We start from the raw sequence: 24240 nt of genomic DNA, 5'->3' as shown, positions 1-24240 counted from the left end.
TCGGATCAGGAACTTGCGAACGACAGCGCATGCTGAAAGTGCGCCCGCAAGACGATCGCCTTCACCTTTCTCGGAGCTTGCCGCAAAAACCGCCCAGCAGGTCGCTCAAACATCTGAGGGCTGGCGGGCTTATCGCTGTTCGGTGAAATTGCGCGTCGCTGCCTCGGCCAGAAACGCAGTATCGAGGCCGATTGCGAGCATATGGAAGCCATCGGTTTCGCGGGATGCGGCGTCTTGTGCGTCGCGGCAATGAATGCCGCATATCTTGCCCGTCGCAAGGGTGCGGCTCCTGATCATCTCAATGGCGGCGGAATGTTCCGCGCTGCCCGCGGCGACGCCCAGACTGGAGGCAAGGTCTGCCGGGCCGATCATGATGGCGTCGACGCCTTCCACCGCCAGGATGGCATCGAGTGCCTCGAGACCGGTTCGCGTCTCGATCATCAAGCACAGCAGCAGGTCGTCGTTGGCGCGTTGGCGTAGACTTGCCATGTCGAGCCCGAACAGCGCGGCTCGGCCGGGGCCGATCCCGCGCGCGCCCAGTGGCGGAAAACGGACCGCCTGCACGACCTGCCGCGCTTCCTGCGCGCGTTCGACCCGTGGGACGACAATCCCTGCGATCCCGGTGTCCAGCGCCTTGGAGATATCGTCGCTCGCCGAGGCCGCGCGGTAGAGGATGGGCAGCCCCCGCGCGTCCCCCGCCCTGACGAGGCTTTCGAGGCGCTCGATGCCGATCGCGCCGTGCTCTCCGTCGACGAGCGCGAAATCCGCCCCGGCGGCCGCGAGGATCTCCGTCACCACCGGATCCGGAATGATCTGGAAGGTTCCCCGCAAGGCCCGGTGACGAAGCTGGCCGCGGATGTCGTTGGCCTGCGTGCGCCGGGAGCCCGAAATCTTCTCTACGCCGTAGCTCATACTTCGCTTCTTTCCCGCGTCGCGTTTACGGCCAGGCGCCGTTGTGCCCGCGCGGTCGCCCTTGCCTGCACGTCCTCCAGCAGGAGAACATGGTCAGGATTCAGTTGATCGATCCGCTGGACGCCGAGCAGCTTCATGGTGCGCACGATTTCGGATTCGAGAATCTCTGCCGCCCGCATCACGCCGGCCTCCCCGCCCGCCATCAGGCCGTAGAGATAGGCGCGACCGACCCACGCGAATTTCGCGCCGAGCGCAAGCGCGGCGACGATGTCGGCGCCGCTGGTGATCCCAGTGTCGATCATGACCGTCGTCCGCCGTCCCACGGCCTCGACCGCCTCGGGTAGCAGGCGCAGCGGCAGCGGGGCACGGTCGAGCTGACGCCCGCCGTGATTGGACAGAACGATGCCGTCCGCGCCGAAATCGGCGACGCGCCTGGCATCATCCAGGGTCTGGATGCCCTTGACGACAAGCGGACCGTCCCAGGCCTCGCGCATCCAGCCGATGTCTTCCAGCTTCGCCGCCGGGTCGTAAAGCCGGGCGACGAGCGCGGCCGCGCCGGCCCCGGAATCCTCCGAGGCGAAAGCGAAGCGGGGCGGTTCCGTCGTCAGCAGGTCGAACCACCAGCGCGGCCTGAGCGATGCGTCGATCAGCGATTTCAGCGTCAGTTGCGGCGGCATGGTCATGCCGTTGCGCAAATCGCGCAACCGGTTGCCCGCCGTCGGCACATCGACCGTGACGACCAGCGCATCGTAGCCGCAGCGCTTCGCGGTCTCGATGAACTGCCGCGACAAGTCACGGTCCTTCCAAAGGTAAAGCTGGAACCATTTATGGGTGGCCGGCGCGGCGGTGGCGAGATCGGAGATGCTGGTGGTCCCCATGGTGGAGAGCGCATAGGGAATGCCCTTTTCGCCCGCCACCTTCGCCACGGCACGTTCGCCCGCCGTATGCATCAGCCGCGTGAAGCCCGTCGGCGCGAAGCCGAACGGCAAGTGCATCCGCTTGCCGAAGAGTTCCGTGGACGGGTCGTTCGCCGACACGTCGCGCAGGATGCCCGGCTGGAACTCCACCTCGCGGAAATAGTCGCGAACCTTGCGGATCGTGACCTCGTCCTCGGCCGAGCCATCGACATAGTCGAACGGGCCGGCCGGAGTCTGCCGCCGGGCGATTGTGCGCAGGTCGTCGATCGTCCAGGCCGAGGCGAGCCTGCGTCTCGTTCCTGCAAAATCAAACGCCCTGAAGCGGATCAGATCCTTCAGATCTCTGTAACGCGGCAAGCGGCGGTTCATCGTCGGCCCCTACCGGATTTTCTCGATACCGACATTGCCGACCCCACGGCCCATCAGCAGCAGCGAGATCACGGTGACGAGGCAACAGGCGGCCACATAGGTCGCGGTGTACCAAGGTTGCCCGCCATTGGCTGCAACCAGGGCGGCGGCGATGAAAGGGGTCGGGCCGGCGATGGCGGCAGCGCTGATTTCCTTGGAGACGGCGACCCCGGAGAACCGGAATTCCGGTGGGAAAAGGTTCGTCGTGACCGCACCCGCCGAGCCGCTGGTGCCGCCGAGCACGATGCCCGAAGCGATGCACAAGCCGAGCATGGCGATCCAGAACTGCCCCGTGCTCATCATCATGAACAGCGGGATGGCAAAGAGAGCGCCGAAGACCATGGTCCAGCCATAGACCTGCTTTGCCCCGCGCCTGTCGGCGACAGCGCCCCAGAACGGAGCGGCGAAGCAGCCGAGCAGGGTCGCGCCCAGCGTGATCGTCAGGCCTTCGGTACGGGTGAAGCCGACGGTGTTGGTCAGATAGCTCAGCGCGAAGGCCAGCACGATATAGGCGTTCGCGTTGTGGCCGGTCCACAGCAGTATGCCGAGGACCATGCGGCGCGGGCTGCTCCTGAACACCTGCGCCAGCGGAATGTGGGCTTCCTTCGCCTGAAGCTCGCTCTTCTCCTTCGCCGCGAGATACTCCGGCGATTCCTCCAGCGTGCGCCGGATATAGAGCGCAAGCACGAACAGCACGGCGGAAAACAGGAACGGGATACGCCAGCCCCAGGCCAGGAACGCTTCGTTGTCCATCTGCGACACGAGCATGAAGGCAATCATCGCAATGGCGGAACCGGCAGCGCCGACGCCGTTGATGACGCCCGTGAAGAAGCCGCGACGGCTCGCCGGCGTGTATTCCGCCGCGACCGTCAGCGCACCCGAAAGCTCGGCGCCGGCGCCGAAGCCCTGAAGCGCACGAAGGAACACGAGCAGGATCGGCGCCCAGATGCCGATCTGCGCGGCGGTTGGCAGTACGCCGATGGCGGTCGTGGCGATCCCCATGAGCAGGATCGTCAGAATCAGCGCAGGCTTGCGGCCGATGGTGTCGCCGATATGGGCGATCACCAGGCCGCCGAGCGGCCGGATCAGGAACCCGACTGCGAAGGTGGCGAAAGCCACGATCGCCGCCGTGTCGCCGATCGCCTGCGGGAAGAACAGCGGGGAGATGACCAGACCCGCAGCAACACCGTAAAGCGCGTAGTCATACCATTCGATCAGCGTGCCGAGCGTTGCGGCGAACATCGCGCGCCGCTGCCCTCCCGTCAGCTTTCCGTCGGCCCGCGCGCCGCCTATTTCAACCCTATCGCTCAACAAGACTCTTCCCTTCGCTGATAATCTGGTAACTTACTCGTGTAAGTTCCGCGCGACAACTTACTCGTGTAAGTGCATTATGCAAGCGGAATCTTCTCCTATCTTCACGTGGCCGCTCTGCTAGAACGTCGGCCGTGAGCGTCGGCGGGGCGCGGCAGGATGGCGGGCATGCACTGATGAAAAGAACGACACGAGTTACGACCAGCGACATCGCCAGGGCCGTCGGCCTGTCGCGGGCGACGGTCAGCTACGCCCTGAACGGTACGCCCGGCAGCGGAATTCCTGATGATACGGTCGCCCGTGTGAAGAAGGCCGCCCGGGACATGGGCTACGTCCCTTCCGCCGCAGCCCGGCTGCTGCGTTCCGGCAACAGCCGGCTAGTGCTCGGCATCCTGCCGAGCTGGGATCTCGGCCCCACCTATCCGCAGATCTATGGTGGAATTGGCGACCGCCTTGAACGGTCCGGCTATGAATTCGTGTTGCAATCGGGGGCCGAGACGCTCCCGCGGATCACTGGCCTGCTTTCCAGCATCACGCCGGCTCTTGTGGTGTCCCTGTCGCCGCTGCCGCGAGAGACGATCCGGCACATGTCGGCCGCGGGCATTCTCTATCATCATACGGATCTGGACGCCTTCATCCGGCTCGCGGCCCGCACTCAGACGGAATACTTGGTTTCACACGGCTTCGAACGCCTTGCCTATGTCATGCCCGCTCATCCGATGCCGCAGGCCCTTGTAACCCCCCGGATCGAGACCATACGCCGGATCGCGACAGATCACGGTTTGCCGGAACCGCGCATCCTGCGCCTGCCTTATGACGAAACGGGATTTCGACAATTTCAGCAAGATCACCTGGAAGGCCCGGACGCTCTTGACGGGCTTTGCGCACATACGGACGAGGTCGCGGCATATCTTCTCGCAACGATAGGCCGTGAGCGCTTCGGCCCCGGCCGCATCGGTCTGATGGGAATCGGTGACCGCCCGATCTCGAACATCGGGGTGACGACGGTTCGTCTCGACATCGAAAAATGGGCCGATATCTGGAGCACCCCTTTGCTGAAGATGCTTGGCAACGACGTGGACCTGTCGCCGCCGCAAGACGAGACGATGGCGATCGTCCGGCGAGCTTCAGCCTGAACCGGCCACGGGTGGAGAAGACGGCGCGGGATTGAACAGCTAGCTGTGGAGCCTCAATAGGTTGTCCTCGCTTCGGCAGAGAGTGCCGATTGGTTTTTTCTGCCCTTAGGCTGCCGGCCTGTGCCAATTGTAGCGATGCAGCCGGGGCGGCGCGGTGGCCCGAGGTCGTGTATGCGAGGGCATAGGCCCATTTGCGCAGCGCGGTCTGGATGAGCCGCTCGGCCTTGCAGTGGTTTTAAGAGTGTAGGGTTTTGTGCGCATGTGCCTGAGGCCCAACTTGCGACCAGCCCTGGAGACATGACACGATCGACGCTGACGAGGCCAACGGAAACGATGGATGATACCCGGCTGGAAGCCAACAAGGATGGCTCTGCGGCGTTTCTGCGGCAGCCCACAGTCCGGCCCTTCAAGAATGCGCCATTCCGCATCGTAGCCAAGGCGTGTCAATTCCGAGAGGATGCGCAGCCGGTTGACGCTGTTCGGCGCATGTAGCATGCCCGTCACGTTGTCGAGCATGACTGCTTTCGGTTTAAGCTCACGCACGAGACGCAGCGCCTCAGGAAACAGGTCACGTTCATCGTGGGCGCCTCGGCGCTCGCCGGCCACAGCGCCGAGATCGAGCTCGCGCAGGTCGTCGTCGTGGATGACTGGCTATTCCGGACGGTTCACTCGCAAGGTAGCGGTCGCGTCCTCGTCGACTTCAACTAGCCCCAGATGGAGGAAACCGGCGGCATCGAGCCCGAGCGCCTGGCCTCCCGCACCGGCGCAGATTTCCAGAACCGTCCGGAACCGATGAACAGCAACCATCAGCAGCGTCAGCGTCAATACCGCTTGCGACTGGCCGCCAAGCGCGCGCCCGAGGTCGACCGCGTGGACGCCGCACTCGCGGCCGCAACGATCTGCTACATCGATGCCGTCAGCGATGGTTTCACCACGACATCTGCAGAACCGCAGACCAAGTTGCTTATGCGCGCCACCTTCAGCCTGCTCATTGCGGAAGGCTATGACCGGGTGGAAGCGCTAGCGGTGCTGCGCCGCCTCCTGACGCATCAGGGCAGGCGTGATCTCGGCGATCTCACGGAACTTTCGCGGATCCGCGCCCGCATGCAACGGGCCTGAGAGATGGCGATTTGCCCCCGTTACTCGATGGTTCTGAATCGATGATATCGAAGTCACGCCGTGTTGTTTTCGGCCGTGAGCATGGAGCACGGTTTGACAGCTTGGCCGCTCGCTCGTTCAGCGAATGCCGATGCGTCTTGATGACCCTGCGGCTCGATTTCGTTGGACAGCAAGGAACACTCACCCGGGCAACCCGGAACCGGCGGTTTGGAGGTGGACGTAGCCCCGCCGGCGCTTTGCGCGTTCAAGCGACTTGAACGCGGCATCGACCATTTCAGTCTCGTCAAACGTCTCCACCTTGGCCCGGCCTTTGGTTCCGATCCGCCCCCAATTGCGGACGAGCGAGGCGCCGCCGAACAAGGTTGGCTGCACTGACAGCACATAGAACCGCGCCAGATTGCAGGCGGGATTGATGCGGCAAAGATAGAGCGGTGGTTTCGCGGGTTTTGACATGCGCGATTCTGGCCGGAGGCGGATGCGACGTCCAACGAGTTTGCTGAATCGTTGTTTGCCAAATGATTCACAACTGTGATGGGTCCGTCGCCCCAAGAGATGAGCGCCATTTGGAACGGCTCTGATGAGATCACGCCAGGCGCCGCAAAACGAGTTCCGAGATCGCGCTGGTGACGTCCACCAGACCGAAGCATTCCTGGACGATGCTCGCATCATGTTTGTAGAATGCATGCCGAGACCGAATGTTATCCAAACGGATAACCCCGCTCGGTGATCTGCGCGACCGCATCACGCTTGAACTCATCACTGAAATTGCCAGACCCCATAATGGCCTCCTTGCCGCAAAAAAATCACGTCCGTCGTTGCTGGAGGCACGGCTGGTTTGGTGTGCACGCTATTCGGTCTCGTGCTCGCTGCGACAATGTTCTCAACGCATGTCCGGCCATCCGATGTCTGCTCGCTGGGGGATCGAAGATCCGTCGAACGTCGAAGAAACCGACAACGAGAAAGAGCGCGAGGAGAAAAGGGATCGCCAGCATCGCCGCTCAGGGGCCGGTATCGGCCTGTCCGCTCTTAGCGAACGCACGTGGAGAGCAGCCGTTCGATTGTGATGTGCAAACGTCTCGGTTAGGTGGGTCTCGGGCCCTGAAGCCGGTCGCTGGCCTCGAAGCCGCACCTGCACTCGAAGATGCGCTTCTCGGGCTCGCGAAATACGGTCCGTGCAGACACCGTTGCTCCTGCATACAGCGAGCTGCAGATGGTCAATTAGGACGAGGGCGCGACGGTCCAGGCTCGGTGCTTTGGCCATAGCGCAAAGTGTTGGGGCCGCGACGCATCGCCAGCCCGCCGACTACCCGATGCCCGGGATTTGATGGTGGTGAGCGCCGCCGAGTAGCGACCGCCGATGCGCAGGTCGTCAAGCTTGCGCTGGAGGCGTAGGCGCTCGTTCTCCTTCTGGCTCGCCCCACCGCCGCTTCGAGATCCTCGAGCGCCGCTCCGTCGCCTGGTGCAAGTCTAAGAATTGGCTTCTGAAGCGTCCTTTTCCTGCCCCTGTTGAAGAGCGTCGCATCGGGTACCGGAAGAAATGCGTGGCATACGCCTTCGGCCTTCGAGGGATAGCCATCAGCAACTGGCCGACAAGTCTTGCAATTTGAGTGGTAGGGAAAGGTCGCCGAGCGGCAATTGAACTCAACTTAACCGAAAACCAGGCGCCGTCGATGTCGGAATTATGTGATCTGCTGGAGGAGTTGATTTGCCTCATCGCGCCGTAAGGCGCCGAAGCGCATTTGGGTTGTAAAGCGTCCGCCGGGGTCGAGATAGAACAGATCACCTTTCTGGCGAGCAGCTTCCCGGCCTTCAGGCCCGGCTGTAGCTGGTAAAGCGAAGCCCATGGCCTGACGCTCCGAAGCCCGCGTGATCCAGCGAACTGCGTAGGGTAGGTCTGCTGGCTGCCAACTCACGAAATCTGCGCTTCCGTCAGCAAGTAGCTGCGCGCTATGCGTCCAACCATCTGCGCCGGACGGCAATTTCAGTGTCTTCACAAACTCGGGCTCGACGCGGTCGTCTGTGCCGACCAGACGGTGCTGACTGAAATCTGAGCTGACACGGTCGTGCCAGTCATGAACGCTTTGCGGTGCTGTGCTCGGAAGCGAGGGCTTTGCCCACGTGTAGGCAGCGTCATTGCCACCATCGCTCAAGCGCGCAGCGGGAACCGGCGCGAAATTGACGTGTCCGAGATACATGCAGGGCATGTGGTCGCCGCCCACGTTTTCGATGGTGACGGTGCAATATACGTCAGCGCGCCCTTCGAAGAATCGCAGCGTTGGTCTGAATTCAAACGCGTGGGAAAAAGCTTCGCGATCGCTGGCGACCCCACTTGATTCGACGAAGTGCTCTCCGTCTTCGGTCCCCAGGAGCAAATGTGCGCGATCAAATGGAATGTTGGGAAGCTCTCCATGCGGCAAGTGGTGTTCGCCGGCCTGTGGGGAGCCGATGGCGGTGCCTCCACAGTGGACGAAGAAGGCACCGTAGGTTTTGCGGAACTCGCGTGTATCTATCGGCGCGTCGAACACCGACTGCATCGTCAGTCGTCTGTCGCCCACCCAGGCGTCCCAGATCTGCTGGCCCTTGAAGGGCAATAGAGTGAAACGGGCCGCCCCGGTAGAGATCTCCAGCGCCTCTATACCTGAGGCATATTTGAAGGCGTGGACCCGGATCGCACCATGTTCAAGCACCAGTCGCCGCTCGCGGCTGAACATGTCTTTGAATAGATGCAGCGTCGTCGACATGGCAGATGCACTCACTGTGGGTCCAAGCGAGGACCGGGGGCCGGGATCGGCTTCCTGAGTGGGGCGAGCTTGCCCCCCATGGCCATGCAGATTGTGTCCGCAGCTTCGTGGAGCATGCCGACCACTTCCGCCAGTGGCCTGGGCGTTCCGTAACTGCTGAGATACGGAACGGTCACTGCCGCCAGGGCTGTGTCATTGCTATCCAAGATTGGGAAGCTGATGTCGACGACGCCAGGCAACAGGCGTCCTTCAACCAACTCGTAGCCGTTGGCGAGTATGGTCTCGATCCGCGCGTGAAGATAGGTGAGCTCATCTTCCTTGAGCTGGGATTTCGCCTGATCCAGATACCATTCACGGACGTTTTCGGCCTGGAACGCCACGAGGGTTCTGCCCGAAGAGCCCAAAACTGCAGAGCTGTGGGCCCCAACGCGCAGCCGAACACCGATGGCCTGGGGGCTATCGACTTGCGCCATGATGCACATGCGAAGCCCATCGAGGACGGCAAGATGGACAGCCTCACCGGTGCTGACGGCCAAGCTGTTGATAATCGGCTGGGCAACGTCGACAACCCGACGGAATGGTGGAAAGCGCGTTGCCAAGCCGTAGAGCTGTGTCGACAGCACGAGGGCCTCCGTGCCGGGCGGGCGCACGATATAGCCCCTCGCCTCCAGCACGAGTACGATGCGATAGACTTCCTGCAGCGACCGACCAAGCTGCTGGGCAATCTGGCTCGGGGTCACGGGCTGGGAAAGGTCCGACATCATCTCCAGGACATCGAGCGCCTTCTCCAAGGCGGGAACAGAGTAAGACGCCCCTGTACTTCCTCTGCGCGTTCTAGCCGCCGCATTGGTATTCGTTTTAGTGCTGATCTTGCCCTGTTCTGATGTCACTTGGTCGAGTCGTCCCTTTACTCGTGTCGATCTGCATATTGCCCTAGCGTAGTACTTGCCCGCTTGGCGAGCCTTGGCGTCAGGGGATCTGGTGAATATGCAACCAGCCGGCGCCCGCGCAGTCGAAAATCGGTACGACCCGCTGGGGTATGCCATCACTGAGCCGCAACGTGACAACGCGGGAGGAATCCCAGCCAGCAACCATCAGGCAATCGCGCCGCACGACGATGTGCTGCGGCCAATGAACAGTCGTATCGAGTTCGGCAATGAGCTTCGGCTCTGCCTCGGTGACATCGAACGTGGCGAGTGTATCGTAGGAGCGGTTGGCGAAATAAACATACCGGCCATCGCCGCTGCGGCGGATGTCGCCCGGATAATTGCGCTCCCAGCGCGTTTTGGCAGGACCGGTGCAGAGCGTACTGCGGATATTCGCCCAGTCCGCGGCCGATCCACCAAGGTGTCCGGTGATGAGATTTTCACCCAGTTCACCGCTCACGGCCAGACGTCCGTCATCGAGAATGACGCCATGTCGCGGACCTGTGCTCGGCGGGACGGGCGTTGTCCGGATTTCGATGAGAACCTCCGCGCCTGTCTTGGAGAAGTCCAGCCTGAATTCGCGTACACAGTCTGCGCCCAAGTCGATGACGATGAGTGTCTCGTCCCTGAAGAAGGCCTGGTGCGGATGCGCATCGTCTTGTCGGGCAACCTCTGGCCCGCTGCCAGACAGTCTGAAAAGGGACAGTGGGCCATCGAATGCCCCGTCGGGACCGAGCGGCTGGAGAGCCAGTGTGCTGGTTGTGTAGTTGGTCGCAATAAGCAGGCGGCCGCTCGGATCCACAGTCAGATCGCAGGGCTCAACGCCCATGCTGAGTGTCGCCGAGAGGCGTTCTTCTCGCTTCGCATCGATGTGCCAGGAGTAGAGCCAGCCCTCTTCGACGCCTGCCGTGCCGTAAACCACAGGCAGTTTGGGATGCGCGGTAAGCGAAGACAATTGGCGGACAGTGTCGATCTGCCGACCGGTCCAACCACCTTCGCCTTCGGTCCACAGCCAGAGGCCATGCTCTTCGGCCGCGCCGCGCGAGGCGACAAGGAGAACTTCGCTATTGTCTAGGATTCCGCCACTCATGCTCTCACTCCGATGAGCCCGCTCCAAAGCCTTCCCACGTCGCCACGATTTCGCCATTCGCGAGCACAGAAGCTTTTCTCAGCAAAGCAAAAGGCATGCAAACATGGTTTGGGATGATTTCAAGTCGGGTCCCGACAGGCAGCGGCGTGGGTTCACCTTCGCCCTTGTAGCGGAGCCAGCCATGCTCCTCCGACATGCGCTCCAAAACCCAGCCGGGCGCATTCACCAGAATGCCGTGGCCCGGATACTCGTCACGATGCGCGCCAGCGGGCACAAGATCCGTCGACAGAGACTTTGATCCGGCGTCGATGCATGCGCGGTCTGGGTCGGGATGGCTCGTGACAGTCGCGATGACGCGCACCGCGGTGGTCTCAAGTGTGGCATTGCCGAGAGCGATCTGACCGACGTCGTTGAAGGCAAAGATGCCGGGGCGGATCTGCGTCACACCGGGGACATGGGCGACCGCGCGCGCTGACGCGGAAGCGCCCAGCGAGACGATAGGAAGGGCGATGCCCTTGGCGCGAATGCTCTCAGCAACGCTGACCATGAGTTCGCCAGCGGCACGGGCGCGCGCTTCGAGATCGGCCTGATCCTTGGCGCCATAGGTGGTGCCTTCATGCGTATAGACGCCGACGAGCTCAACGCCATGGAGGGCAGCGATTGCAGCGCCGACATCAGCGGCTTCCGCCGGGTTTACGCCTTCGCGACCCAAACCGGAGTCGACAGCCAACATGAGCCTCACGGTCTTTCCGGCCTTGGCGAAATGCGCGCCGGCCGCCTGCGCCGCTTCGATGCCGTCCACGGCAAGCATGAGGTTTGCACGCGCGGAGAGCTTCAGAGCGCGCTCCAGCTTGTCTTCGCCCATCACGGGATTTGCGACGAAGAGATAGCTAATACCAGCGTCGGCAAAGGCCTCGGCTTCGCCGATCTTCGCCACGCAAAGTCCGGTGGCTCCCAGTTCAATCTGGCGCTGACCCACTGCGGCCATGCGATGGGTTTTTGCGTGCGGCACCAGCTCGACATTGGCGGAGCGGGCGATGTCGACCATCTCCTTCATGTTCGCGTCAAAGACATCGCGGTCCAGAACAAGGCCCGGGGTGGCGACTGGAAGAGCAGACCAATCACGGGCTGCAACGGTTTCGCGCTGGGTAGACATAGATGCGGGCCTTAGTTGAGGGAGCCGAGACGGATGACACGGCCCGAACGATCGCCGGATACCTGGCCATCCCAGAGGGCGAAAACGCCATTGACCATGACATGATTGATGCCCGTCGCCGCTTGGCGCGGGGTTGCGTAGGTGGCCTTTTCGGACACGGTTACTGGATCGAAGACCACCAGATCGGCCAGCATGCCTTCGGCGACCAATCCCCGATCGGTGAGGCGCAAACGGCGCGCTGCGGAGCTTGTCATATGACGGACGCACTCAGTCAGCGTGAGGACCTTTTCGATCCGCACGTAAGTTTCGAGCATCCGCGGGAAAGTTCCCCAGCTGCGGGGATGGGGGCGTTCGCCAACCAGAATGCCGTCACTGCCGACGGTATGAACTGGATGCTGCATGAGGGTGCGAACATGGTCCTCGATGCCGATAAAGAACACGCACGGCGCCGCGCGGTCGGTGGAGATGAGAACATCAAGCGCGAGTTCGGCGGGACGCTTGCCAATCTTTTCGGCGCAGACTGCGAGATTGTCATCCATAAGCCATTCAAGCTCGGGAGCACCCGGCAGGCCGGCGATATGGACATTACTCCAGTTGACCGTCAGGCCTTGATGGCCGTCAGAACCAGTGACATCGAGAGCGTCAATGATGCGTTCCCGCATTTCAGGGTCCCTCAGGCGGGCCATCTGTTCTTCACCGGTGCCTGAGAGCGCCCAGCTCGGAAGCTGGGACAAGAGTGTGGTCATTCCGGCGAGGTAGGGGTAGCTGTCGAAGCTGACGTCGACACCATCGGCAATGGCTTCGTCGATCATCGAGATGAGCTCGGGGAGCTTACCCTTGTTGCAGTCGAAGCTGAGGTGGGTATGCGCCAGGTGGAGAGCAACGCCGGAACGCCGCGCGATCTCGAAGCACTCGCGATATCCACCGAGGGCATCGGCACCATAGTTGCGGTGGTGGGGGCAGTAAAACCCGCCATGCTCCGCAACCACTTCGCACAAGGCGACCAGTTCGTCGGTATCAGAATACATGGCGGGGACATATGTCAGGCCCGTCGAAAGGCCGACGCCGCCTTCCTCCATCGCCTGCCGCAGCAGCGACTTCATCTGTTCAAGTTCGTCAGGCATCGCCAGGCGCGCGGCATTGCCCATTACCATCATGCGCAGGTTGCCATGCGGCACGAGATAGGCGCAGTTCGTCGCCGTCTTGCCGTCGAGACGCTGCAGATATTCGGCAACGGTGCGCCAGTTCCAGTCGAAGCCGGCCGGGTCGTCATTCCAGCCTTTGATCTGGGCACGCAGTTCGAGAAGAGTTTCGTCGTTGACCGGTGCGTAGGAAAGCCCGTCCTGACCGAGCACTTCGGTGGTCACGCCCTGCGAAAGCTTTGAAGTATGGTCAGGCGTACACAGCACTTGCAGGTCAGAGTGCGTGTGCATGTCGATGAATCCCGGCGCAATGGTCAGCCCGGAGATGTCGATGACGCGATCGGCGGTCAGCGAGACGGCGCCGTCAGTGACGCGTGTGATCTTGTCACCTTCGACCAGCACGTCGCCGCGGAAGGGGACGTTGCCGGAGCCGTCGACGATCGTGCCGCCGGCGAAGAGGATGCTCGTGGTCATGGGTTGGAAATCCGAACTTGGCTGCCGCTTTGGGCGCTTTCGTAAATTGCGTCGGTAATGGCAACGACACGCGTCGCCAGATGTGCGGAGACACCCGCCGGGGCTACTGCGCCACGAGCGCAAGCGATCAGCGTCTTCGTAGGAGCTCCTGCATCGTAGACCCCAGAGGCTTCACTTCCGTCGAACGTAACTACATCGCCGTCCGCACGGATCAGGCGAAGGTGATCGGAGATCGAGTCGAGCCAGATCTGCCCTCTGTCCCCATAAAGGGCGAGATGCCACTGTGGGCGAGCAAGGTAGGGATGCGTCGAGGCGCTGGAGATCACTCCAGAGCCGCCGCCGGCAAATCGGGCATTGACCGCCGCGTGGAGATCAATTGGCGCACCAGCCGGATAGGTATTGGCGTGCACCGCGACGATTTCATCTTGGGTGAGCCACTCAATCAGCCCCAATTGGTGGGACATCGACACGGCAGCTGAGCCGCCCGCTGAAATGCGTGGATCGGTATAGGTGGAGGTGTCGGACGCCGTCTCGCCGCCCCAGCCGCCATCGGTGCTGCCCGAGAGCAGAGCACGCGTATTGACGGCAAGGTGGAAGTTGACGTGTTCGACCAGGCCAATCTCGCCAATGGCGATCAGCTCTTTGGCCTTTGCGAAGATCGGAGCGGCTGGCCAGCCAAATCCGATCAGCAAATGCCGGTCTGCAGCTTTGGCGGCATCGCGCATAAGCGCAGCAGACTGAGCATGAAGCGCGAAGGGTTTCTCAACGAGGACATGTGCCCCAGCCTGCAGGGCGCCAGTAACCATCTCCTCGTGGGCGACGGGAGGGGAAGATACGACCGCAATGTCCGGCGCATATTTCAGCGCATCGCGCCAGTCGGTCGACCAGTTCAGCGCGCCAAATGCTTCGGCCGAGCGCCGGGCGCTTTGCGCATCAGGGCTCGTGATGCAAACAATCTCAACCTCGGGATCTTCCGCGAGTGCAGGGAGGTGACTGGACTGGGACCATGCGCCAGCGCTGAGGGCAACGGCTTTGATCTTTGTCATTTGCCGACACCTGCGGTGAGGGAGCCAACAACGTTGCGCTGGAAAATCATGACGAGCAGTACAGGCGGGATCATCGAAATGACCGTGGCGGCCGCGAGTGCGTTCCAATTGAACTGCTGTACCGACTGGAAGCCCGCAAGGAGCGGGGGAACGGTGAGCTGGTTGGTCAGCACGAGGGAATAGAAGAACTCGCTCCAGGCTTCGAGGAAGATCAGAACCCCTGCGGCGACCAGCCCCGGCTTGGCAATCGGCAGGATGATGATGGCAAGGGTCAGCAAGCGTCCCGCGCCGTCGATCTTGGCCGCCTCCTCGATCTCTTGCGGCAACTGATCAAAGTAGTTCTTGAGGATCATGACCGCTAGCGGCAGGGTGAAGACGTTGTAGCTGATGATCAGCGCCCAGGGCGAATTCAGAACCCCGATCACGCGGAAGGCCACGAAGAACGGGCCTACAATGGCAATTGCCGGCACGACGCGGGTAGCGATGACCGCGAGCTCAAACTGGCGCGAGCCCGGGAAGGGGTAGCGCGACAGCGCGTAAGCAGCCGAGCCGGCGATGATGAGGTTGAGAACCACCAGCACCGTCGAAACCAGGAAACTCTGGGCGATTGCGGGCACGAGTCGAGCACCGACATCCGTCGTACCAAACCCTGCACTGGCGGTGCTGCCGGTGAGAATGGAAAGGTAATTGTCGAAGGTGATCGAGGTTGGGAAATAGGTGAACGATCGCGAGCCCAATTGCTGCGGCGTAATCAGACTCGAGACGACGAGATACCAAACCGGCAGCAGGACCCAGAGGGCGAAGACGACGACGGCAGCGTAAAGTGCGATCGTTTGCAGAGGACTACGCGAGCCGCGGCCAGCTGGTCTGACGAAGAATTTGCGCAAAGCGGTCAATTTGCAGCCTCCCCACGATAGAGCAGTTTTACAGTCACCAGTCCGCCGATCAGCGCGGCGACGCCCAGAACGACGGCAAGTGCCGACCCGAGACCAATCTGGGTGACCACGAAAAGCTGGCGGTAGATCAGGATCGACAGCACCTGGGTTGCGTCGCCCGGTCCGCCCTGCGTCATCGCGAAGATCACGTCGAACTGCAGGAAGGCGTAGATAATGTTGAGGACGGTAACGGTCACCAGCACCGGGCGAAGCCAAGGAATGGTCACGTTCTGCAATCGCTGCCACCAGTTGGCGCCGTCGAGTTCGGCCGCTTCATAAAGCTCGCTTGGCAGCGTCTGCAGGCCCGCCAGAAGCAGGATCCCGGCAAAGCTGGCCTGGCGCCAGGCAGCGGCGATGATAGTGATCATCAGCGCGGAATTGGGGTCCGCAAGGAAGTTCTGGTAGTCACTGGTTATGCCGAGGCCGACGAGCAGGGCATTGAGGCCGCCGACGCTGCCATCTGCATACCATTTCCAGAGAATGCCGATGACCAGCCATGGGGTAGCCCACGGCACGATCAGCAGCGCACGAGCGAGGCCGCGGCCGAAAAACTCCTGGTTCAGGAGCAAGGCCATGGCAAAGCCGATCAGTGTCGAAAGAACGACAAAACCGAGAGAAAACCAGAGTGTCACCCAGACGGAGCGCCAGAACACGGCGCTTCCAAAGATGATCTGGTAGTTCCTGAACCCTACGAACTCTCCGAAACTGGAGCCATTCGCGGGCACATTATGAAGGGAGTAGATGACTGTGAGGGCCGATGGGACGAGCAACAGAACAGCCATCATGATCGCGGCCACTGTGGTCATCTTTAAGCCGAACCAGGCATCTGAACGCGCCAACGACCCGTTTTTAAATGATGCTGTCATTTTGTTATTCCGTACGGGCCGTTGGCCGTCTGGGGCTCTTGGTTAGAGGCTCGGGCCATCCTGTGCGGCAAGAGCGGCCTGAGTGAGCGCGTCAACCGTTTCCTGCGGCGTTGCCTGACCCAGAAGCAGTGCGTGGATCACATCACCAACGCGTGCCTGGAAGTCCGGGTACCAAGGAAGCGTACGAGCCGGCACGACCTTCGATCCCGTCTCGAAAATCTTCGAAAGTGCAGGGAGGTCGTAATAGTCCGGGAACGCTGCAACGACGTCAGGATCGGTGAAGAAGCCAGGGTAGGGAGCTGCAAGGCCCGCCGACTCTGCCCAGGCGCGGAACACGGTGAACTTGCCCGTGTTATCCTTCCAACCATAGTACTTTGCCAAGTCCCATGCCGAGAGGCGACGCTCTTCATCGTCGATCTGACCGAGCTGCAGCACTTCACCGATCTGGAGGGTATAGTTCTCGCCGCCAATCGGAGCCTGCTTGACGTTGGCCGACTGCGGGCCTTCGAGCGAGCGGATGGAGGTCAGGAAGTAGTGGTGCAGCACGTAGAAGGCGGCATTACCCTGCGCCATCTCGTTGGCCAGTTTGCCGGGGTCGTCGGTCAGAACGGAAGCGGGCACCAGGCCCTCGCGATACATCTTCTGCCACCATTCGAAGACGCCAGCGGTACGCGGGTCGTCTGCAAAGATGGGCTTGCCCGAAGCGTCGAATGCTTCAATGCCTTCGTTCAGAAGATAGGTGTGGAGGTATTCTTCGCAGAATTCCTTGACCCAGTAGGCAACGTAGGGCGACGGAGTGAGACCCGCTTCCTTGATCTTGACGGACGCTTCATAGATCTCACTCAGGGTTCCCGGAACCTTCTCGACGCCAGCGTCAGCGAGGTACTGCTCGTTATACTGCAGGGTGTGGACTGCCGAGAAATACGGGATCGAGATGATGTCGCCATCGGCATTCACGTGCCGGCCGCGAGCGCTTTCGAACATTTCCCCGATCAGATCATCAACACCGGGAAGTCCGTTGAGCTTACCGGCCCAACCTTCGTTGACGAACTTCTGGCTGTTGTAGGCGAAGTTATAATAGAGGTCGATCTTGTCGCCGCCGCGCAGACGCGTCTGCAGGGCTGGGGAATAACCCAGGTTGGGGATGACGGCCAGGTCGACCGGGGCATTGCCCGCGGCAGTCCAGGATTCCACAAGCGTCTTGATCATGTCCGGCCGGTGATCCCAGGCCAGCATCTCAAGGGTGCCGTCGAAGGCTGCATATGCAGTGCTCGACATCAGGCCCGGCAGAGTTGCGACGCCGATTGCCGTGGCAGTTGCACCACGAAGGAACGAGCGCCTGCTCATCCCGATGGTGGTCGTCTTGTCGATATGTGTCATGATTTTCCCTCCGTGACATTATCAGGGCCGTCGAAGCTGTCGTTCCTCCGAGCGTTCCCTCACCCCGTCTGCAGCTCCGCCAGCAGCTCGCGCTGGGCCTAAGGCACCAACGCCACTGCGGCGATCTCCACACGCAGGCTTTCGATAGCCAATCGCGCCTCAACAGTGGCGCGGGCTGGCTTATTCTGGGGGTCGACCCACGTGTCCCACACGCGGTTCATCGCTTCAAAATCGCGAATGTGGGGCAGGTAGATGGTGACCGAGAGCAGGCGGGACTTGTTGGTTCCGGCCTTGCTCATAAGTTCGTCGAGACGTTCGAGCACTTCGCGGGTTTGCACCTCGATCGAAGCGTCAACCGACTTTGCAATCGTGCCCGAGATATAGAGGTGACCACCACCGACAACGGCCGCTGCAAAGTGCTGACCGGGTTCAATACGCGAGATATCCATGTGTGTTCCTCGTTAGGAAATGCGGAGGCCCGAGGTGGCGTCGAAGAGGTGAATCTTGTCGGCCTGGGGCAAAAGGGTGATCGTGTCGCGAGGGGCGACGCCAAGGCGGTCGCGGAAAGACGCCAGCACGTCGGAGCCTGCGAACTTCACCAGCACCTGGGTTTCGGCCCCAGTCGGCTCGATCGTCAGCACCTCGCCGGAAAGGCCATGCGCGGCGGGTTCGAAGTGCTCAGGCCGGATGCCAACGGTAACCTTGGTGCCGACGGCTGCAGTGGTTGCCAGGCCGGGGAGCAGGGTGCCATCTTCGAGTGCCACGCCAGATCCCGTCACCGTACCCGGGAGGAAGTTCATGGCTGGGGAGCCTATAAAGCCTGCGACGAACGTGTTTGCGGGGCGGTCATAGAGCTCCAGTGGCGTGCCGACCTGTTCAATACGTCCGGACTGCATGACGACAATCCGATCGGCCATGGTCATCGCTTCGATCTGGTCGTGCGTGACGTAAACCGTCGTGGTCTTGAGACGAGCGTGGTTGAGCTTGATCTCGCTGCGCATCTGCACGCGCAGCTTGGCATCGAGATTTGAGAGAGGCTCGTCAAACAAGTAGACCGAGGGATCTCGGACAATAGCGCGCCCCATCGCGACGCGCTGGCGCTGACCGCCCGAAAGCTGGCGTGGCAGCCGCTGAAGGAGAGATGTCAGCCCCAGAATTTCGGCAGCCTTGGCCACCCGAACATCCCGTGCTTCCTTGGGAACACCCTTGAGCCGCAGAGCAAAGCTCATGTTCTGCTCAACCGTCATATGCGGGTAGAGGGCGTAGGACTGGAACACCATGGCGATGTCGCGATCCTTCGGGGCCACCTCATTGATCACGCGCCCGGCGATGGAGATCGTCCCGCCGCTAATGTCTTCGAGGCCCGCGATCATGCGCAGAAGGGTCGACTTGCCGCAGCCGGATGGCCCAACCAGCACGAGGAATTCACCGTCGTTGATCTCGAGCGACAGGTCGGGGATGACCGTCAGCTTGTTGTAAACCTTGGTGATGGATTGAATGCTGACGGCGCCCATGGTTGCTCTCTAGCTCAGTAGGTTGCGCAGCCGCCGGACAGGTCAAAGACCGAGGCGGTGGTAAAGCTGTTTTCGGCGCTGACGAGCCACGCGATCATGCTGGCGGCCTCCTCGACCTCAAGGAAACGGCCCCGCGGGATACGGCTGAGCATGTAGTCGATGAATTCGGGCTTGAGCTCGTTGAGGATGCCCGTCTTGGCTGTCGCGGGCGCCACGGCGTTGATGAGATATTGTACTTCGCGCATCCCTTGCCGACCGCCTTGGTCGTGGCGATCACGCCAGCTTTCGCGGCCGCATAGGCGCTGGCATTGGGATTGCCCTCTTTACCGGCGATGGAGGCAATGTTGACGATGCGGCCGTGGTCCCGCGCCTTCATTCCCGGCAGCACGGCACGGTTGACGTGGAACGCGCCGGTGAGATCGATATCGATAACCCGCTGCCATTCGGCGAGCTCATACTCATCGAGGGGGTGTTCTTGCCAGCGATGCCGGCCGAGTTCACGACGATATCGATGCGGCCACAATGGCTCTCGGTGGCGTTGGTGGCAGCCTCGACGGACGCGTAGTCAGCGAGAGTGACCTGCAGAAACGGTGCGTCAGGAAAAATGGCGCGGGCTTCAGCATTGGCCTTCTCGCTGAGGTCCCAGATGGAAAGCTTGGCGTCGCATTCGGCGAGCTTTTTGGTGACGGCCAATCCTGTGCCCGCAGCTCCACCGTTGATGACCGCAACCTGTCCAGCGTGTGTCTTTTCCAACTCCGCCCCCTATTCGCACCTCCATGATCAGCATAGGTGATATCACCTGTCAACACCAACTTTTGTAAGCGAAAGTTACTTCAAGTGGCCGGAAAGCCTGATTTTCAGTCCAATCGGCCAAATCGTCATGCAAAAAAATTTTCATAGGCGGAACTGAGTTATCAGATATAAACAACTGTTTGCAGGGCACAGGGCGTCAAGGGAGTGAGATTAATGCACGGGAAAGTGGTTCTGATAACCGCCGCTGCGCAAGGTATTGGCCGGGCCGCTGCCTTGGCATTTGCAAAAGCTGGAGCCAGTGTCGTCGCGACGGACGTCAACCTCGAAAAGCTCAGCGAGTTGGGCATGCCCAACATTGCAACACGAGCCCTCGATGTTCTGTCCGACGCGGCAGTCGGCGAAACGATTGCCGAGATCGGCCGCATTGACGTGCTCTTCAACTGCGCCGGGGTCGTGCACAGTGGGACCGTACTCGAGATGAGCGATGCCGATCTGGACTTTGCGCTAGATCTCAACGTCAAGGCGCAGGTGCGCACGATAAGACACGTCCTGCCGCAGATGCTTGAACGCCGGGACGGCAGCATCATCAACATGGCGACGGTGGCGTCTTCGCTGAAGGCCGTACCCAATCGGGCTGCCTATTCCATCTCCAAGGCCGCTGTCATCGGACTGACCAAGTCGCTCGCTGCGGACTATACGGCCAGCAATATCCGCGTGAACGCGATATGTCCCGGCACAGTGGACAGCCCCAGCCTGCACGAAGATGGTACGCCACCGGCGACTTCGAAGCGGCAAGGCAGGCCTTCATTGCCCGGCAACCGATCGGTCGCATTGCGCGAGCGGAAGAAGTCGCTGATCTCGCCGTCTATCTGGCCAACGCAACCTATACGACCGGCCAAGTCCACATCATCGACGGCGGCTGGACCGCCTAAGGCTCGATTTCCTCGGGAGATCTTGCATGAAACTGCCGCGTGTCGGCGGCAAGGGCGCTGAATAGCCTGCACTCCTCGCCGCTGATGGCTCAATCCGCGATCTTTCCGGCGTTGTAGACGACATTGCCGGAAATTATGACCCCGGCAGGGCTCGAAAAGCTCTCTGGCGTTGACGTCAGCGCCCTGGCCACGCTTTCGAGCGATGATCGTATCGGTCCCTGGAGGATAGCGGCCCCGCTCTTTGCACGCGGCCAGTGCGGCTGCAATCGCGATCATTGCGGAGGTCCAGAGTGGGATGCGCAGCCGCAGCTTAGGCTCCCGGAATGTCGCGGCTGAGGGTTTCGAGCGCGATATTGTCTATTCCACTGCCGCCTATGCCTTGGACGACCAACTGGCCATGAAGGCCGTCGACGGCGTTCATGTGGTCGTGTCGGAGGGAAGCTGGGATCGGTTCGACCCTGCCGTCTAGCCGGCGCACATGATCAACAGCACGAAGTTAAGGGAAGCGTTCAGGCAAACATTGTCCGCTGTCACGAACGACGTTCGTCAGCTTCCCATACGCAACCGCCCCATGTTGTCCCTCCGCGTGCTTCAGGCGAATGGCCGCTTGCAGGAAACCGCTGAGGGGTCCTGAAGGACCCAATAGAGGGCGCGTTGCTGCTCGGCAACTCAGGGGCCGTCTCCGGACAGTCCGGTTCTAGCTGTAGCCAATGTATAGCTGCCGTTCCGCTACCGACCAATTGCCCCTCGCTCATAGCGCTTCGGAAATGGTTCCAAATTGCCATTCGTTCGGCATGGGTTGGGCGCAGACTTATGCCGTGAGCAGACTTGCAACTGCTACGCCATGCGAAGGCAAAACGCACGTATCGTCACCACGTGTCGAAATTTGCAGCCGCGCCGAACCGGGCCCGTTCGAGATGAACCTTCGCTTACGAAGGAGCGATGGTCGGCAATCTGGTCCTGGCCCATATCCGGGCGCACACCAGTGGCGATTCTCGCGCTCCGGCTTGGGCCGTGGCTGGCAAGGCAATGGTCGCCCAGATGCCAGACGACTACCTCGAGCGATTTGAAGGGCATTTCCAGTAGTTCACGCAAACCTCGAAGGCGTTTTTGGAGACCTCCCCAAGAATATCGAGTTGATCGGCTCCAGGGCTATTCCGCAGTGTATCACGGGAAGTGGCGCCAAGGCATTGCGGCTGTTGCTTGCGCACTGCTCGACGGGAGCGGCGGACTGGTCGGTGCCATCGGTATGCCCGGGCCGGACAGCCGGATGAAGCGTCGTCAGGTGCAAGCCTTCTCCGCCGACGTCATCGACGCCGCGCGTGAGATCGGCAAGGCGCTCGGCCACCGGTCAGGCGCACTAGGCGCCTCTGCGAAGGGCATCTGGTGCTCGCGGGTCAACCTTTCGGCAGGATCGAGAAAAAGACCGGGGTGTTGCCGTTTCGTGTCCTCTTCTTGGCAACGACATGTCGGCCAAATAGCACTATCGGCAACGGCTCGGATGCCGATATGGTTCAGGTGTTCGCAAGCGGGATCTCCTGTTGCGAGCTTCACAAGCCCTTCCAGCCATCGCGCCGGCCTTTGATGGACGGCCGGGCCGGACCTGCGGCCGAATTGGGGGAAAAGAATGTTGCAGCGCAAGACGACCCTCCCGACCCTGTACGTTGAAAGCGTCCTTCTCGACTCCGGCGCAGTGCGCATCTTGGATCGTCGCGTCTTTCCCTTCTCGAAAGAATTCGTCGTCTGCGCGAACCATGAAGAGGTCGCGATCGCAATCGAGCAGATGGTGACCCAGAGCAATGGGCCCTTCTATGCCGCGGGGGGCGGAATGGTGCTCGAGGCCCGTGCAGCTGAGCGCGAGCGCGATCCCGTGCGCCGCCTCCACATGATGAAGGCTGCCGGTGCGAGACTGGTCAGGACGCGCCCGACCAACAACAACATTTCCACCGCCATCCGATCGATTCTTGTATTCGCCGAGGAACACGCCGCCGGCAACGGTTTCGCGGACGCTGTCGAGAAATTCGTGCTGGATCAGTGGGAGGGGCGGCGCAGCCAGGCGCGCGCAGTCGGCCGGCACGCCAATTCGCTCGTTGCGGACGGCGAACGCATTCTGACCCATTGCTGGTCTGAGGGCGCGTTGCTCGAAACCCTTGCCGCAGCCAAGGATGAGGGCAAGCGGATCGAACTGCTATGCACCGAAACCCGACCCTATCTGCAGGGCGCACGCCTCACCGCCCACAGCGCTGCCGAGATGGGCATCGACACCACGGTCATCGCGGATGGCATGGTCGCGCATGCCATGGCAAGCGGCCGCGTCAGCATGTTGATGACGGCGGCCGATCGGGTGACGATGAGCGGTCACGTCATCAACAAGGTCGGTACGCTCAACGCGGCCATAGCGGCGCGTCACTTCAAGGTGCCCTATTTCGCCACGGTCCTCAGGCCCGACCCCAAGGCGCCCACCCCGGCCGATGTTCCGATCGAAGAACGCGACGGCGATGAAACGCTGTATTGCCTGGGTATCCGCACCGCCAGTCCGCTCGCCAAAGGCTGGTACCCGGCTTTCGACGTGACTCCGCCCGAACTGGTTTCGGGCGTCGTCACCGAGCGCGGCATATTCGCAGCTGCGGCGCTGCCGCAGAGCTTTCCAGCACAACATCTTTAGACAGAGGGAGATCCACAGCATGGACGCAGTCATTGGCGGCACCCAACTCACCAGCTTGCCGAACATGGAATCGATACGCGAGGAAAAGGTGTCCACGCCATTCGGCGATCCCTCCGGCCCCGTCTCGATCGGCCTGTGCGGCGGCAGGGAGATTGCTTTCCTCCCGAGACATGGCAACCCGCACGCACTCGCACCGCACAAGATCAACTACCGCGCCAACATCTGGGCGCTTAAGGAACTTGGCGTCACTCACATTCTCTCGATCGCGACCAGCGGCGGTATCCGTCAGGAGTTCGGGGCGGGCGTGTTTGTCGTACCGGACCAGATCATTGACTACACCTACGATCGGGAGAGCACCTATTTCGACGGCACCAACGGTGAACCGGTGCGCCATATCGATTTCACGGCGCCTTATTCGGAGGTGGTGCGTCGGCGTATCATCGCGGCTGCCGAGGCTGCAGGGGAGAAGGTCCATGACGGTGGCTGCTACGGCTGTTTCAACGGGCCGCGGCTGGAAACTGCAGCGGAGATTGCGCGGCTTGCGAAGGATGGCTGCGACCTGGTCGGCCAGACCGGCATGCCGGAGGCGGCGCTCGCGCGCGAGCTCGGGATCGAGTACGCAGCGATCTGCCCGATCGTCAACCCCGCGGCCGGCCTGGGAGACAGCAAGCACGCAATCAGCCGCGAAGAGATCACTCGGACCCGTCTCGTTGCGTTCGAGCGTGTCGTGAAAATCCTCGCGGTTTTTGCCGCTCAGCCCAGCGTGGGCGCCTGAACTCGCCTAGCACGCTGGAAACACCAAACGGGAGACGAGGCG

Annotated in this window: 22 protein-coding genes and 4 pseudogenes; 8 read left to right on the top strand and 18 right to left on the bottom strand. The window is 61.6% G+C overall.

Annotated elements, in window-relative coordinates:
* Positions 1-129: 129 nt before the first annotated feature.
* Genes PD284_RS26135 through PD284_RS26125 form a run of 3 tightly spaced genes read right to left on the bottom strand, consistent with a single transcriptional unit; the run spans position 130 to position 3548 of the window.
* Complete coding sequence (locus PD284_RS26135; RefSeq protein WP_274631272.1) at positions 130-912, bottom strand: HpcH/HpaI aldolase family protein; 783 nt, start codon at positions 910-912, stop codon at positions 130-132.
* The gene (locus PD284_RS26130; protein WP_274631271.1) at positions 909-2198 is read right to left on the bottom strand and encodes an alpha-hydroxy acid oxidase; all 1290 of its coding nucleotides are present in this window, start codon (positions 2196-2198) and stop codon (positions 909-911) included. Before PD284_RS26130 ends, PD284_RS26135 begins: the two co-directional genes overlap by 4 nt.
* A gap of 9 nt (positions 2199-2207) precedes the next feature.
* Entirely contained in the window at positions 2208-3548 is a 1341-nt protein-coding gene (locus PD284_RS26125; RefSeq protein ID WP_274631270.1) for an MFS transporter, read from the bottom strand.
* A gap of 134 nt (positions 3549-3682) precedes the next feature.
* Here PD284_RS26125 and PD284_RS26120 point away from each other — a divergent pair, with 134 nt between their 5' ends.
* The gene (locus tag PD284_RS26120; protein WP_274631269.1) at positions 3683-4684 is read left to right on the top strand and encodes a LacI family DNA-binding transcriptional regulator; all 1002 of its coding nucleotides are present in this window, start codon (positions 3683-3685) and stop codon (positions 4682-4684) included.
* A 39-nt stretch (positions 4685-4723) separates the two neighbouring features.
* On the opposite strand, the pseudogene PD284_RS26115 reads toward PD284_RS26120, so the two are convergent.
* Positions 4724-4987 (bottom strand): annotated as a pseudogene (locus PD284_RS26115) (IS481 family transposase); the annotation flags it as partial.
* Positions 4988-5062: 75 nt separating this feature from the next.
* A pseudogene (locus PD284_RS26995) lies at positions 5063-5491 on the bottom strand (DNA cytosine methyltransferase); the annotation flags it as partial.
* Here PD284_RS26995 and PD284_RS26110 point away from each other — a divergent pair.
* Positions 5399-5803 (top strand): hypothetical protein, encoded by a 405-nt coding sequence (locus tag PD284_RS26110; RefSeq protein WP_274631268.1) that lies wholly within the window; start codon positions 5399-5401, stop codon positions 5801-5803. The pseudogene PD284_RS26995 and the gene PD284_RS26110 overlap by 93 nt on opposite strands.
* Before the next feature lie 180 nt (positions 5804-5983).
* On the opposite strand, the gene PD284_RS26105 is transcribed toward PD284_RS26110, so the two are convergent.
* Positions 5984-6256: a WGR domain-containing protein gene (locus PD284_RS26105; RefSeq protein WP_274631267.1), complete on the bottom strand. Its 273-nt coding sequence runs from the start codon at positions 6254-6256 to the stop codon at positions 5984-5986.
* Between the two features lie 242 nt (positions 6257-6498).
* On the opposite strand from PD284_RS26105, the gene PD284_RS26100 reads away from it, so the two are divergent.
* Entirely contained in the window at positions 6499-6867 is a 369-nt protein-coding gene (locus PD284_RS26100) for a hypothetical protein (protein ID WP_274631266.1), read from the top strand.
* Between the two features lie 615 nt (positions 6868-7482).
* On the opposite strand, the gene PD284_RS26095 is transcribed toward PD284_RS26100, so the two are convergent.
* The 12 genes and pseudogenes from PD284_RS26095 to PD284_RS26040 all read right to left on the bottom strand — a co-directional run bounded on the left by PD284_RS26095 (position 7483) and on the right by PD284_RS26040 (position 19826).
* Positions 7483-8544 (bottom strand): DUF4432 family protein, encoded by a 1062-nt coding sequence (locus PD284_RS26095; protein ID WP_274631265.1) that lies wholly within the window; start codon positions 8542-8544, stop codon positions 7483-7485.
* Between the two features lie 11 nt (positions 8545-8555).
* Complete coding sequence (locus PD284_RS26090; protein WP_274631264.1) at positions 8556-9335, bottom strand: IclR family transcriptional regulator; 780 nt, start codon at positions 9333-9335, stop codon at positions 8556-8558.
* A gap of 178 nt (positions 9336-9513) precedes the next feature.
* The gene (locus PD284_RS26085; RefSeq protein ID WP_274631263.1) at positions 9514-10560 is read right to left on the bottom strand and encodes a lactonase family protein; all 1047 of its coding nucleotides are present in this window, start codon (positions 10558-10560) and stop codon (positions 9514-9516) included.
* 4 nt (positions 10561-10564) lie between these two features.
* A complete protein-coding gene (locus tag PD284_RS26080; RefSeq protein WP_274631262.1) occupies positions 10565-11716 on the bottom strand; it encodes an alanine racemase in 1152 nt (383 codons plus the stop codon).
* 11 nt (positions 11717-11727) lie between these two features.
* A complete protein-coding gene (locus PD284_RS26075; RefSeq protein WP_274631261.1) occupies positions 11728-13332 on the bottom strand; it encodes an N-acyl-D-amino-acid deacylase family protein in 1605 nt (534 codons plus the stop codon).
* Positions 13329-14378 carry a Gfo/Idh/MocA family protein gene (locus tag PD284_RS26070; RefSeq protein WP_274631260.1) on the bottom strand — a complete coding sequence of 350 codons (1050 nt, stop codon included), beginning with the start codon at positions 14376-14378 and terminating at the stop codon, positions 13329-13331. Before PD284_RS26070 ends, PD284_RS26075 begins: the two co-directional genes overlap by 4 nt.
* Complete coding sequence (locus PD284_RS26065; protein ID WP_274631259.1) at positions 14375-15274, bottom strand: carbohydrate ABC transporter permease; 900 nt, start codon at positions 15272-15274, stop codon at positions 14375-14377. The genes PD284_RS26070 and PD284_RS26065 overlap by 4 nt, the downstream gene beginning before the upstream one ends.
* A complete protein-coding gene (locus tag PD284_RS26060; RefSeq protein ID WP_274631258.1) occupies positions 15271-16179 on the bottom strand; it encodes a carbohydrate ABC transporter permease in 909 nt (302 codons plus the stop codon). Before PD284_RS26060 ends, PD284_RS26065 begins: the two co-directional genes overlap by 4 nt.
* A gap of 42 nt (positions 16180-16221) precedes the next feature.
* Complete coding sequence (locus tag PD284_RS26055; protein ID WP_274631257.1) at positions 16222-17559, bottom strand: ABC transporter substrate-binding protein; 1338 nt, start codon at positions 17557-17559, stop codon at positions 16222-16224.
* A gap of 98 nt (positions 17560-17657) precedes the next feature.
* Positions 17658-18008, bottom strand: coding sequence for a RidA family protein (locus PD284_RS26050; protein WP_274631256.1), 351 nt, complete (start codon positions 18006-18008; stop codon positions 17658-17660).
* 12 nt (positions 18009-18020) lie between these two features.
* Positions 18021-19073, bottom strand: coding sequence for an ABC transporter ATP-binding protein (locus tag PD284_RS26045; RefSeq protein ID WP_274631255.1), 1053 nt, complete (start codon positions 19071-19073; stop codon positions 18021-18023).
* A 14-nt stretch (positions 19074-19087) separates the two neighbouring features.
* Positions 19088-19826 (bottom strand): annotated as a pseudogene (locus tag PD284_RS26040) (SDR family NAD(P)-dependent oxidoreductase).
* A gap of 213 nt (positions 19827-20039) precedes the next feature.
* On the opposite strand from PD284_RS26040, the pseudogene PD284_RS26035 reads away from it, so the two are divergent.
* From PD284_RS26035 to PD284_RS26020, 5 genes and pseudogenes are all read left to right on the top strand, one after another.
* Positions 20040-20758, top strand: a pseudogene (locus PD284_RS26035) (SDR family oxidoreductase).
* 295 nt (positions 20759-21053) lie between these two features.
* Complete coding sequence (locus tag PD284_RS26030) at positions 21054-21227, top strand: hypothetical protein (RefSeq protein WP_274631254.1); 174 nt, start codon at positions 21054-21056, stop codon at positions 21225-21227.
* A gap of 375 nt (positions 21228-21602) precedes the next feature.
* Positions 21603-22343, top strand: coding sequence for an IclR family transcriptional regulator domain-containing protein (locus PD284_RS26990; RefSeq protein ID WP_411956297.1), 741 nt, complete (start codon positions 21603-21605; stop codon positions 22341-22343).
* Between the two features lie 42 nt (positions 22344-22385).
* Positions 22386-23423, top strand: a complete 1038-nt coding sequence (locus tag PD284_RS26025) for a s-methyl-5-thioribose-1-phosphate isomerase (protein ID WP_274631253.1) — start codon at positions 22386-22388, stop codon at positions 23421-23423.
* A 19-nt stretch (positions 23424-23442) separates the two neighbouring features.
* Positions 23443-24198 carry an S-methyl-5'-thioinosine phosphorylase gene (locus tag PD284_RS26020; protein WP_274631252.1) on the top strand — a complete coding sequence of 252 codons (756 nt, stop codon included), beginning with the start codon at positions 23443-23445 and terminating at the stop codon, positions 24196-24198.
* Positions 24199-24240 lie beyond the last annotated feature (42 nt).

The sequence above is a fragment of the Mesorhizobium shangrilense genome (genome assembly GCF_028826155.1).
Classification (GTDB): domain Bacteria; phylum Pseudomonadota; class Alphaproteobacteria; order Rhizobiales; family Rhizobiaceae; genus Arvimicrobium; species Arvimicrobium flavum.
The sequence above is the reverse complement of the archived record's forward strand: the minus strand, read 5'-3'. Positions and strand labels throughout refer to the sequence as shown.